A 12063-nucleotide genomic window follows, 5' to 3' on the forward strand; every position below is an offset into this window, starting at 1 on the left:
CTGGACCACCGCCTCACCCCTGAGCACGAGGAACTCCGCCGCACCGTGGAGGAGTTCGCACACGACGTGGTCGCCCCCAAGATCGGCGACTTCTACGAGCGCCACGAGTTCCCGTACGAGATCGTGCGGGAGATGGGCCGCATGGGGCTGTTCGGGCTGCCGTTCCCCGAGGAGTACGGCGGCATGGGCGGCGACTACCTGGCCCTCGGCCTGGCCCTGGAGGAGCTCGCCCGGGTCGACTCCTCGGTCGCCATCACCCTGGAGGCCGGTGTCTCGCTCGGCGCGATGCCGGTCTTCCGCTTCGGCACGGAGGAGCAGAAGCGCGCCTGGCTGCCGAAGATGTGCTCCGGCGAGGTCCTGGGCGCCTTCGGCCTGACCGAGCCCGAGTGCGGCTCGGACGCGGGCGGCACGCGCACCACGGCCCGGCTGGACGAGGCCACCGGCGAATGGGTCATCAACGGCACCAAGTGCTTCATCACCAACTCCGGCACGGACATCACCGGCCTGGTCACGGTCACCGCGGTCACCGGCCGCACGCCCGAGGGCAAGCCGCTGATCTCCTCCATCATCGTCCCCTCGGGCACGCCCGGCTTCACCGTCGCCGCCCCCTACTCCAAGGTCGGCTGGAACGCCTCCGACACCCGCGAGCTGTCCTTCTCCGACGTCCGCGTCCCGAAGGCCAACCTGCTCGGCGAGGAGGGGCGCGGCTACGCCCAGTTCCTGCGGATACTGGACGAGGGCCGGATCGCGATCTCCGCGCTGGCCACGGGCCTGGCGCAGGGCTGCCTGGACGAGTCGGTGAAGTACGCCAAGGAGCGGCAGGCGTTCGGCCGGCCGATCGGCACCAACCAGGCCATCCAGTTCAAGCTGGCCGACATGGAGATGCGGGCGCACACCGCGCGGCTCGCCTGGCGCGATGCCGCCTCACGGCTGGTGCACGGCGAGCCGTTCAAGAAGGAGGCCGCCCTGGCCAAGCTGTACTCGTCGGAGATCGCGGTGACCAACGCCCGCGAGGCCACGCAGATCCACGGCGGCTACGGCTTCATGAACGAGTACCCGGTGGCCCGGATGTGGCGCGACTCCAAGATCCTGGAGATCGGCGAGGGCACGAGCGAGGTCCAGCGGATGCTGATCGCCCGCGAACTGGGCTTCGCGGGCTAGCGTCCCGGGCGGTCGGCGCCCCGTACGCACCTTCGTTCCGCCGCGACGGCGCTCAGCCCCCGCGGCGGAGACCGGCGGTGCCGGATCACCGGCAGGCAGGCTCGGCACCGCCGGAATCCGCCGTGGTGGCTGATCGCCGCTGCGGCGGAAGAAGGGGGCGTGGCCGCCCCCTTCACCGGGCCTCTGCCCGGTCCGGCCCGAGCCCTACGACGAGCCGTCGCGCCCCGGCCACGGGACCTGTGGCGAGCGGTAGTACGTGATGCCGAGCTCGTCCCAGCGCGGGGCCTGCGCGGCCAGGCGCGCCCGGTAGGACGCCCAGTCGTGCGTGGCCGGTGGGGACCATCCGAGTTCGGCGAGTCCCACCAGCCGCGGGAACGCCATGTACTCCAGCTGCGCGCTCGTCGTGATCGTCTCCGTCCACAGCGGCGCTTCGACGCCCGCCACCGCCGCCGCGGGCGCGCCCGTCAGATAGCCGCCGGGGTCCCAGTCGTAGGACTTCCGCACCTCGACCAGGCCCGCCCAGCTCAGGCCCAGCGGCGTGTCCTTGGTGTACTTCATGTCGAGGTACGCCCGGTCCGCGGGCGAGAGGATCAGCCCCGCGCCCGCCCGCGCCGCGGCGGCGACCTGGGCGCGCTCGGCAGCGCCGGTACCGCCGTAGCCCCAGTACTGCAAGAGCGCGCCGGGCGCCGGGCGGGCCCCCGCCAGCTGGTGCCAGCCGATGACGGTCTTGCCGTGCCGGGCGACGACGGGCTGCACCCGGTCCATGAAGGCCGCGTAGTCCGCCGGGCTGGTCGAGTGCGCCTCGTCGCCGCCGATGTGCAGGTACGGCCCCGGGGTGAGCGCCGCGAGCTCGCCGATGACGTCCTCGGCGAAGTCGTACGTGTCCTGCTTCGCCACGCACAGCGAGCTGAAGCCCACCTCCGTCCCCGTATACAGGGGACGTGCGACGCCGTCGCAGTTCAGCCGGGCGTACGAGGCGAGGGCCGCGTTGGTGTGCCCGGGCATGTCGATCTCCGGCACCACGGTGACGTAGCGGCGCGCCGCGTGGCGGACGATCTCGCGGTAGTCGTCCTTGCTGTAGAAGCCGCCCGGGCCGCCGCCCACCTGCGTGCTGCCGCCGTGCTCGGCCAGCCGGGGCCACGCGCCGACGGCGATGCGCCACCCCTGGTCGTCGGAGAGGTGCAGGTGGAGGGCGTTGTACTTGTAGAGGGCGAGCTGATCGACGTACCGCTTCACCTGCTCGACGGTGAAGAAGTGCCGCGCGACGTCGAGCATCGCGCCGCGGTAGCCGTAGCGGGGCGCGTCGGTGACGACCCCGCCCGCCACGGTCCAGGGCCCGCGCTGCCGGGCGGCGCTCTCGGCGCGGGCGGGCAGCAGCTGCCGGAGGGTCTGGACGCCGTGGAAGAGCCCGGCGCCCTCCCGCGCGGAGATCGTCACGGAGCGGGAGGTGACGGACAGCCGGTAGCCCTCGCCGCTCCCGGCCCCCTCCCCGCCGCCCCCGTCGTCGCCCTCGTCGAGCACCAGCCGGATGCCGGGCCCGTCCGTCCCGCCGGGCAGGACCGGCAGCCGGTAGCCCGTCGAGGGGCGCAGCAGCCCCGCCAGGTAGCCGCCGATCCGCGCGGCCTCCGGCTTGCCGGGCGGCACCCGCACGACGGTGCGGGCCGTGATCTCGTACGGGTCCCCGCCGGGCCGCACGGACGCGGGGGCGGGCACGACCCGGCCGAGCGGGGCGGGGCCGCCGGGCTCCGCGGCCCGGGCCGGGGCGGCCGTTGCGGCGGCCGCGAGGAGCAGCAGGGCGATGCCGGTGGTGGCGAGGCGTCTCGCGGGCCCGAAGCCCACGGGTCCGAGGCTCGTGCGTCTCAAGAGGAAGTCCCTTCGGCGTGCCGCTCACGGGAATTCACGCGTACGAACGACCACTTGGGTATCGCCGGCCCCGGCCCGCGTCAAGGTCCTCGCCCACCCGAGCGTACGTGCCTGAGAGAATCCACCCATGGCTGAGATCCTCCAGAAGGACGGTACGTGGACCTTCGACGGCGAAACGATACGGATCGTCCCGGGCCGCGAGCGCGGCGTGCACCTGATGCGCCAGACCCTCGGTGAACTGACCGTTCCGCTGTCCGCCGTGGCGGGGATCGCCCACGAGCCGGGCCGCAAGAGCGGGCGCCTGCGGCTGCGGCTGCGCGACGGGGCCGACCCCCTGCTCCAGGTCGCGCGCGGCCGGCTGCCGGACGCCGCCGATCCGTATCAGCTGACGGTGGAGCCCGACCGCGCGGGCGTCGCCGAGTACTTCGTGGACGAGGTGCGCAACGCCCTCCTCCTGGACCAGGTGCCGGACGGCCCCTCGGACCGCTACCTCCTGCCCGGCCCGACGCTGCCGGTTTCGGTGGGCGCGGGCGACGGCACGGTCACCTTCGACGGCGAGTGGATCCGCCTGGAGTGGAACTGGAAGACCGAGGAGGGCAAGAAGTCCGCCGGTACGCAGTCCCTCGCCCTGGCGGACGTGCGCTCGGTGGAGTGGATGCCCTCCATGGGCCTGGAGAACGGCTACCTCCGCTTCGTGGTCCTGCGGGAGCCGACCAAGGCCCCGCCCAAGCACGATCCGCACGCGATCGAGCTCTTCGGCTTCAAGAAGGACCCGCTGATGGCGATGGTGGGCGCCGCCGTCGTGGCCCGGCTGCCGCACCCGTCCGCGGCCGGGTCGCGCGGCGGGGCCCCCTCGCTCGCCAAGGCCCCGGACGCCCCCGCGGCCCTAGCCGGGCCCGCTCACGGCGCCCCTTCCGGCGATTCCGATCACGACGCCCTGCTGCGGCGGCTGCGGGAGCTCGGTGAGCTGCACCGCGCCGGGATCCTGACCGAGGAGGAGTTCACCGCGGCGAAACAGGCCGTATTGAAGCGTTTCTAGCGGTTTCGCACCCTCGATCCACCCACCCCTGCCCGATTTCGGGCAGGATTCTTGCGAATGTCTGCGATACCCCTCAGTATCGACGGGTGCTCGAACGCCGTATGAATCATGACGACCTGGTGGACCACCTGGTGCGCAGCACGCCGCTTCAGCGCGGCGAGGCCGCCCGGGTGGTCCTGGACGTCCTGGCGTACTTCGACGAGACGACCGAGAGCTTCGTCCGCCGCCGCCACCGCGAGCTGCAGTCCGGCGGACTGCGCAACACGGAGATCTTCGAGCGGATCTCGGCGGAGCTGCCGCACCGTGCGGTGGCGCCGCCGGAGCTCTCGCTGCGGCAGCTGCGCCGCATCGTCTACGGCTGAGCCGGCAGGAGCGGCGCCGCCACCGCCGCCCGGGCCGCCGGGCACCACTGATCATTTCTCTGGGAGGGTCACCACATGTGTGGAATCGTCGGATACATCGGTAAGCGCGACGTCGCGCCGCTGCTGCTCGAGGGGCTCCAGCGCCTGGAGTACCGCGGCTACGACTCCGCGGGCATCGCGCTGCACGCCGGCGGCAAGACCGGTGGCCTGAAGTCCGCCAAGGCCAAGGGCCGCGTCCGCGAGCTGGAGTCCCGCCTTCCCAAGCGCTTCAACGGCACCACGGGCATCGCCCACACCCGCTGGGCCACCCACGGCGCGCCGAACGACGTCAACGCCCACCCGCACCTGGACGCCGACGAGAAGGTCGCCGTCGTCCACAACGGCATCATCGACAACGCCTCCGACCTGCGCACGAAGCTGACGGCCGAGGGCTTCACCTTCGTCTCCGACACCGACACCGAGGTCCTGGCGCACCTGATCGCCCGCTCCGAGGCCGGCACGCTGGAGGAGAAGGTCCGCGAGGCGGTCAAGCACATCGAGGGCACGTACGGCATCGCCGTGCTGCACGCGGACTTCCCGGACCGCATCGTCGTCGCCCGCAACGGCTCCCCCGTGGTGCTGGGCATAGGCGAGAAGGAGATGTTCGTCTCCTCCGACGTCGCCGCCCTGGTCTCCCACACCCGCCAGGTCGTCACCCTCGACGACGGCGAGATGGCCACCCTGCGCGCCGACGACTACCGCACGTACACCACCGAGGGCTCCTCCACCTCGGCCCAGCCGACCACCGTCGAGTGGGAGGCCGAGTCGTACGACATGGGCGGCCACGACACGTACATGCACAAGGAGATCCACGAGCAGGCCGACGCCGTGGACCGCGCCCTGCGCGGCCGCATCGACGACCGCTTCTCCACCGTGCACCTGGGCGGCCTGAACCTGGACGCCCGCGACGCCCGCGCCGTGCGCCGGGTCAAGATCCTCGGCTGCGGCACCTCGTACCACGCCGGCCAGATCGGCGCCCAGATGATCGAGGAGCTCGCCCGCATCCCCGCGGACGCCGAGCCGGCCTCCGAGTTCCGCTACCGCAACCCGGTCGTGGACCCCGACACCCTCTACATCGCGGTGTCGCAGTCCGGTGAGACCTACGACGTGCTCGCCGCCGTCCAGGAGCTCAAGCGCAAGGGCGCCCGCGTCCTGGGCCTGGTCAACGTGGTCGGCTCCGCGATCGCCCGCGAGACCGACGGCGGCATCTACGTGCACGCCGGCCCCGAGGTCTGCGTCGTCTCCACCAAGTGCTTCACCAACATGGTGGTCTCCTTCGGCCTGCTGGCCCTGCACCTCGGCCGCACCCGCGACCTGTCCGTCGCGGACGGCAAGCGGATCATCGAGGGCCTGCGCAAGCTGCCCGGCCAGATCGAGGAGATCCTGGCGAACGAGGAGCAGATCGAGAAGCTGGCCGGCGAGTACGCCGACGCCAAGTCGATGATGTTCATCGGCCGCGTCCGGGGCTACCCGGTGGCCCGCGAGGCCTCGCTGAAGCTCAAGGAGGTCTCGTACATCCACGCCGAGGCCTACCCCGCCTCCGAGCTCAAGCACGGCCCGCTGGCCCTGATCGAGCCGGCCATGCCGACGGTCGCGATCGTCCCGGACGACGAGCTGCTGGAGAAGAACCGCGCGGCCCTGGAGGAGATCAAGGCCCGCAGCGGCCGCATCCTCGCCGTCGCGCACCAGGAGCAGGAGAAGGCCGACCACACGATCGTGGTGCCGAAGAACGAGGACGAGCTGGACCCGATCCTCATGGGCATCCCGCTCCAGCTCTTCGCCTACTACACGGCCAAGGCCATGGGCCGCGACATCGACAAGCCGCGCAACCTGGCGAAGTCCGTCACCGTCGAGTAGTCCCCGCAGGGCCCGCCGCGGCGGGCCCCCGCAGCCCTCTCGTACCTGTCCGCACCTGTCCGCGACAGGTCCGAGAGCAACGGCCTTCCCGCACGTGCCACCACGCGCGCGGGAAGGCCGTTTTCCCCTGCGCCGGCGCTCGCCCTCGCGCAGGCGGGGATGCCGCCGCTTCCGGGAACCGTCACCTCCCGTACGGCAGCACGCCATCGGGCGGTTCCTACCCGCCCGCGCGGCGCGATCCACCCCCTACGCGCGGGTAGATTCACGGGCCGTCAAGTCCGGGGCAGGAGCCATCACCCTCGCAGGGTGAGGAAGTCGGCTACGGAATAACGACGACGGGGCGCTGGGCCCGCCGGGCCAGCCGGCCCGCCACCGAGCCGAAGATCCGGCCGACCAGGCCGTGCGTCGAGCCGACGACGATCGCGTCGGCCGCGTACTCCCGGCCGACCTCCTCCAGTTCGTGGCAGATGTCGCCGCCGCGCTCGACGAGGATCCACGGCACCTCCGACAGATAGTCCGCACAGGCCAGCTCCAGGCCCAGGACCTCGGTGCGGTGGTCGGGGACGTCCACGAAGACGGGCGGCTCGCAGCCCGCCCAGACGGTGGTCGGCAGCCTGTTGGCCACATGGACGATGATCAGCCCGGAGCCGGAGCGCCGGGCCATCCCGATTGCATACGCAAGCGCTCGCTCGCTGGACGTGGAGCCGTCGAAGCCCACCACGACGCCGTGCTGGAACGCCGGATCGCAGGAATGGCGTGTTTCTTCCGCCGCTTCGGGGTGCGCCGCGTGATCGGCGACCCGCTTGCGGTCCGCAGGTTCGGAGAATTCGTGACCGGCCATCGGTATCTCGGCGAAGGGTGTCCTCGGGCGGAGGGAGAGTCGGCGCTTGCTCCCCCGGGGTCGGATCTTGGAGGCAAAATCCGTCCGGGATTCATCTTTTCAATCACTTACCCACCAGGGTACGGCGACACTCGCCGCCTGCCCAGAGTCCGACCGGCGGCTCGGAGCCAGGGGTCGCACGGGCGTGGCACGCGGTGCCCGCCCGGACCGCCGGTGGGCCTGGAGGCGGGCGGGCGTTCCCCGGAGCATGCACGAGGGCGGCGCGTAGCGCAATGCCCCGGCCGCGCTCCGGGCGTACTCCCGATGCGCTCGGCGCAGTGACCGAGGGCCCCGGCCGGGCGTTGTACCACCGCCAGCCCGCCGCCCCCAGGGAGCGCTCCGTGCCCGGAACCCGTGACCACGCCCGCGACGGCGCACCGCCGCAGGACTCCCCCGATCCGGTGAGCGACGTGGTCCGCTGGGCCGCCTTCAGCTGCGTGCTCGTCCCCGTGACCCTGTTGATCTGCGGCCAGTCCTTCGGCGGCGCCGCGGGCACGGCGGCCGGGCTCGTCGCCGTCACGTGTGCCTGCCGCGCCCTGCTGCGGCAGGCGGAGCGCAGTGCGGCCAGGGCGCTCGCGGAACAGACGGTCCCGCACCGCGGACGGCACGGCCGGACGGGCTCGGGGACGCATCGCGGGGGGCGTCACACCGGTGGCTCAGCGCCGGTCGACTGACCCCTGCGGAGGCCGTGCGCCGGCGTCTCCGTGAGGGACGGCCGAGGGCTGTTTGACACTTTCGCACACCCGCACCCACCACTTTTCAGCCAACTTCAGTCCGAACCCCATACCTTGGCTTGAGACCCCCCTAACAGCCGGTCGACCAGCAAGGAAAGGACCGTGGAGGGCGGTTGCACCCTACGGGGATTGGGCATGGGCGAGAGGCGTACTTTTCACCGAGGCCTGCAAGTGCAACGCTTCGTGATCGAACGCTTCGCGCCAAGTTGCCATGTCGACTTAGAGCCGAGTGGTGAACTGGTCACTGCGTCTGCATTCGACGCAGTAGATTCGATCTTGGCCATGACCGGCGGGGGAACCGTTCAGGACCGAGGGGAAACGTGCAGGACCGAGAGGACTCGACCGCCGAGGGGGGCTTAGCGCCATGAGCCAGGACTCCACGACCGTACCGGAGACCACGCGCAAGCTCTCCGGACGCCGCCGCCGGGAGATCGTCGCAGTGCTGCTTTTCAGCGGCGGCCCCATCTTCGAAAGCTCCATTCCGCTCTCCGTGTTCGGCATCGACCGACAGGACGCCGGAGTCCCCCGCTACCGCTTGCTGGTGTGCGCGGGCGAAGATGTGCCATTGCGAACAACCGGCGGCCTGGAATTGACCGCACCGTACGGCCTGGAGGCGCTCTCCCGGGCCGGCACCGTCGTCGTACCGGCCTGGCGGTCGATCACCCAGCCGCCGCCCACCGCCGCACTCGACGCACTGCGCCGCGCCCATGAGGAGGGCGCCCGCATCGTCGGGCTGTGCACCGGGGCCTTCGTACTGGCCGCGGCGGGACTGCTCGACGGCAGGCCCGCCACCACCCACTGGATGTACGCGCCCACGCTCGCCAAGCGCTATCCGTCGGTCCACGTGGACCCGCGGGAGCTCTTCGTCGACGACGGTGACGTACTGACCTCCGCGGGCACCGCGGCAGGCATCGACCTGTGCCTGCACATCGTCCGCACCGACCACGGAGCCGACGCGGCCGGGGCGCTGGCCCGCCGGCTCGTCGTCCCGCCGCGCCGCAGCGGCGGGCAGGAGCGCTACCTCGACAGGTCTTTACCGGAGGAGATCGGCGCCGACCCGCTCGCCGAGGTCGTCGCCTGGGCGCTGGAGCACCTCCACGAGCAGTTCGACGTGGAGACGCTCGCCGCCCGCGCGTACATGTCCCGCCGGACCTTCGACCGGCGGTTCCGCTCGCTCACCGGGAGCGCGCCTTTGCAGTGGCTGATCACCCAGCGGGTGCTCCAGGCACAGCGGCTGCTGGAGACCTCCGACTATTCGGTGGACGAGGTCGCCGGCCGCTGCGGGTTCCGCTCCCCGGTGGCGCTGCGCGGGCACTTCCGCCGGCAGCTGGGGTCCTCCCCCGCCGCCTACCGGGCGGCGTACCGCGCGCGCAGGCCCCATAGCGGCTCGGCCGACCGCCCCGAGCGGGCCGAGCGCGAGGGGCGTACGGAGCGGGAGCGTCCGGACCGGTTCGACCGGCCGGAGATCGGCGAGCAGCGGACCGGGGAGCCGTCGGTGATGGCCCTCCGGCGAGCCGCCATGGCTCCGGCCCACGCCGCCTCCGGCGGGGGCGGGGTCCTCGGCGGGCCGCCGCCGGCGCACGGCGGGCACCCGGGCCATGGTCCGCACGGCGCCCATCCGGGCATTCCGGGCGTACCGGGCGGGCATACCGGTGGATACGGGGTGAATGCGACGGAGCCGGGCAAGCCGGAGTCGGACCTCTACACCCCACGCCTGCCCGGCCAGCGGGAGCGCCCCGTAGGGTGAGGAGCATGAACGATCGCATGGTGTGGATCGACTGCGAGATGACCGGGCTCTCGCTGTCGGACGACGCGCTCATCGAGGTGGCTGCCCTGGTGACCGACTCGGAGCTGAACATCCTCGGCGACGGCGTGGACATCGTCGTCCGCCCGCCCGCCGAGGCCCTCGTCACCATGCCCGAGGTGGTGCGCCAGATGCACACGGCTTCCGGGCTGCTCGCGGAGCTGGAGGCGGGCACCACCCTGGAGGACGCCGAGCAGCAGGTCCTCGCCTACGTCCGCGAGCACGTCGCGGAGCCGGGCAAGGCCCCGCTGTGCGGGAACTCGGTCGGCACGGACCGCGGTTTCCTCGCGCGGGACATGCCGGCCCTGGAGTCCCACCTGCACTACCGGATCGTCGACGTGTCGTCGGTGAAGGAGCTGGCCCGCCGCTGGTATCCGCGGGCCTACTTCTCCAGCCCCAAGAAGAGCGGCAACCACCGCGCTCTCGCCGACATCCGCGAGTCGATCGCCGAGCTCCGCTACTACCGCGAGGCGATCTTCGTGCCGCAGCCCGGCCCGGACTCCGACACGGCGAAGGCCATCGCGGCCAAGCACGTCCTGCCCGCCAAGGCGGTGTGACACAGCTCGCTCCCGGCTCGGCCGAAAGCCGGGAGCGAGCACCCCCGAAGACCCTGTAGACTTCTTCTCGGCCGGTGGGAAACACGCCGGACAAACATGGTGGGTATAGCTCAGCTGGCAGAGCACCTGGTTGTGGTCCAGGATGTCGCGGGTTCAAGTCCCGTTACTCACCCTGACAGAGGGCCCCGGTTCGCGGAAGCGGACCGGGGCCCTTGTCGTGGTGCGGCCCTTCCCGTTCCCCCGGGCGCGGGCCGCGCGTACGCCGTCCGGTGTCAGTCCGCGGCGTGTCGCTCCAGGAAGGTCGCGACCGACGGCTCCCCGCCGTACCGGCCGCCGAGCAGCCGGGCCGTGGTGGCGAGCATCGCCCGGATCCGCGCCGAGCGGACCTCGGCCAGCAGGTCCAGCGCGCGCTCCCCGGCGGCGGCCGCCGCGTCCGGCGCGCCGGCCCGGGCCAGGTCGCCCGCGAGCTGCGCGGTGAAGAGGGCGATGTTGCGGGCGAAGTGGGCGTCCTGGAGGTCGACGGCGCGGCGCGCGTGCACGGCCGCCCGCCGCCAGTCGCCGAGCGCCGACCGGCACTGCGCCTCCAGCCCCTCCAGTTCGGCCTCGCCGAAGAAGCTCATCCACTCGGGGTCCGCGTCGCCCGGGCCGCGGCCGAAGAGCGTCCGCGCCCGCAGCAGGGCGGCTTCACAGGCGGCCCGGTCGCCGAGCCCGGCCCAGCCGCCGGCCTCCCGCAGGGCCAGCAGGGACATCAGCCGCGCGGAGGACAGGCCCCTGGCCGCGCCCTGGGCGGCCTGCGCCGCGCGCACCGCCTCCCGCGGGCGGCCCGCATCGCGCGCGAGGAACGCGGTGTTGCAGAACGCGTGGGCCTCCAGGGCCGCGTCCCCGGCGACCCGGGCCGTGGCGAGCGCCTCGGCGTAGTGCGAGCGGGCGTCGGCGAAGCGGCCCGAGTCGTGGGCCAGCCAGCCCACGGACAGCGAGAGTTCGCCCGCACCCGCCTGGAGCCGGTCGGCGACGGACTGGCGGCGGGTGCCGGCGTCGAGGAGCTCGTAGGCGAGCCGGAGCGGCCGCGTGGCGCGGCGGTAGAGGCCGTCGGCGCCGTGCCGGTCGTCCAGCAGCCGGATGCGGCGGACGGCCTGCTCGACGGCGGACGCCTCGGCCTCGCCGGCGCGGCGCGGGGCGCGCACCAGGGCGGCGGCCGGGGCGGCGGCCCCCAGTGAGGCCGCGGCCACCGCGGCCGCCGTACTGCCGGTCATGAACGCGCGCCGCAACACGTCGCTCTCCTTGGGCTGGTCGGAGCGGTCGGAGGGTGCGCTCCCCCGGCCCTCCTTGCTACGGGTCCCCCGCCCGCGGACCACCTCGCGCGGGACGAAGCCCATGTCCTCCGGTTCGCAGCCGGGGAACATGTGCCGGAACACCCGCTCGTAGGCGTAGTTGGGGCAGCGGATCTCCCCGGACTCGACGCGGCCGATGTAGCGCGCGTCGCACGAGACCTGCTCGCCGATCTCGCGGGCCGCCCGCCGTACGGCCGCCGCGAACTCGGCCGCCGAACGGGCGCCCCGCAGCTGCCGGAACGCCTCGTTCGGCGCGTGGGGCGACACCATGGGCGCGACCGTACCGGCAATCGGTGACCCGTTCCCCCCGTTCGGCCCCTCGTTTCGCTACAAACGGGATATCCCACCCGCGATCCGCCATGAAGTGCCATCCTTTGTGACGGCATGTACCCGTTGCCGTTGACGCCCTTCGCGCGTTGAGCACGTTGAGCGCGCT

10 protein-coding genes and 1 tRNA gene are annotated in these 12063 nt (G+C 72.7%); 8 read left to right on the top strand and 3 right to left on the bottom strand.

Annotation, left to right across the window (positions count from 1 at the left end; all coding sequences use genetic code 11):
• The gene (locus tag PS271_RS09175; RefSeq protein ID WP_356280142.1) at window positions 1–1161 is read left to right on the top strand and encodes an acyl-CoA dehydrogenase family protein; all 1161 of its coding nucleotides are present in this window, start codon (window positions 1–3) and stop codon (window positions 1159–1161) included.
• 204 nt (window positions 1162–1365) lie between these two features.
• On the opposite strand, the gene PS271_RS09180 is transcribed toward PS271_RS09175, so the two are convergent.
• Window positions 1366–3000: a beta-N-acetylhexosaminidase gene (locus tag PS271_RS09180; RefSeq protein WP_398386767.1), complete on the bottom strand. Its 1635-nt coding sequence runs from the start codon at window positions 2998–3000 to the stop codon at window positions 1366–1368.
• Window positions 3001–3151: 151 nt separating this feature from the next.
• Here PS271_RS09180 and PS271_RS09185 point away from each other — a divergent pair, with 151 nt between their 5' ends.
• The 3 genes from PS271_RS09185 to glmS all read left to right on the top strand — a co-directional run bounded on the left by PS271_RS09185 (window position 3152) and on the right by glmS (window position 6321).
• Entirely contained in the window at window positions 3152–4063 is a 912-nt protein-coding gene (locus PS271_RS09185; protein WP_398381478.1) for a DUF4429 domain-containing protein, read from the top strand.
• An 86-nt stretch (window positions 4064–4149) separates the two neighbouring features.
• The gene (locus PS271_RS09190) at window positions 4150–4425 is read left to right on the top strand and encodes a hypothetical protein (RefSeq protein ID WP_194960160.1); all 276 of its coding nucleotides are present in this window, start codon (window positions 4150–4152) and stop codon (window positions 4423–4425) included.
• 75 nt (window positions 4426–4500) lie between these two features.
• A complete protein-coding gene (gene glmS / locus PS271_RS09195) occupies window positions 4501–6321 on the top strand; it encodes a glutamine--fructose-6-phosphate transaminase (isomerizing) (RefSeq protein WP_398381479.1) in 1821 nt (606 codons plus the stop codon).
• Between the two features lie 319 nt (window positions 6322–6640).
• Here glmS and PS271_RS09200 read toward each other — a convergent pair whose 3' ends face one another.
• Entirely contained in the window at window positions 6641–7162 is a 522-nt protein-coding gene (locus tag PS271_RS09200; RefSeq protein WP_030369762.1) for a universal stress protein, read from the bottom strand.
• Window positions 7163–7542: 380 nt separating this feature from the next.
• On the opposite strand from PS271_RS09200, the gene PS271_RS09205 reads away from it, so the two are divergent.
• The 4 genes from PS271_RS09205 (at window position 7543) to PS271_RS09220 (ending at window position 10468) form a co-directional block, all read left to right on the top strand.
• Window positions 7543–7875: a hypothetical protein gene (locus tag PS271_RS09205; protein ID WP_398381480.1), complete on the top strand. Its 333-nt coding sequence runs from the start codon at window positions 7543–7545 to the stop codon at window positions 7873–7875.
• Window positions 7876–8299: 424 nt separating this feature from the next.
• Window positions 8300–9682 (top strand): helix-turn-helix domain-containing protein, encoded by a 1383-nt coding sequence (locus PS271_RS09210; protein WP_398381481.1) that lies wholly within the window; start codon window positions 8300–8302, stop codon window positions 9680–9682.
• A gap of 5 nt (window positions 9683–9687) precedes the next feature.
• A complete protein-coding gene (gene orn / locus PS271_RS09215) occupies window positions 9688–10296 on the top strand; it encodes an oligoribonuclease (protein ID WP_356280020.1) in 609 nt (202 codons plus the stop codon).
• Between the two features lie 99 nt (window positions 10297–10395).
• Window positions 10396–10468 (top strand) — tRNA-His (locus PS271_RS09220).
• A 100-nt stretch (window positions 10469–10568) separates the two neighbouring features.
• Here the strand turns inward: PS271_RS09220 and PS271_RS09225 are convergent.
• Window positions 10569–11897: an NsdA family TPR-like regulatory protein gene (locus PS271_RS09225; protein WP_398381482.1), complete on the bottom strand. Its 1329-nt coding sequence runs from the start codon at window positions 11895–11897 to the stop codon at window positions 10569–10571.
• Window positions 11898–12063 lie beyond the last annotated feature (166 nt).

The organism is Streptomyces sp. SCA2-17 (assembly GCF_044336695.1).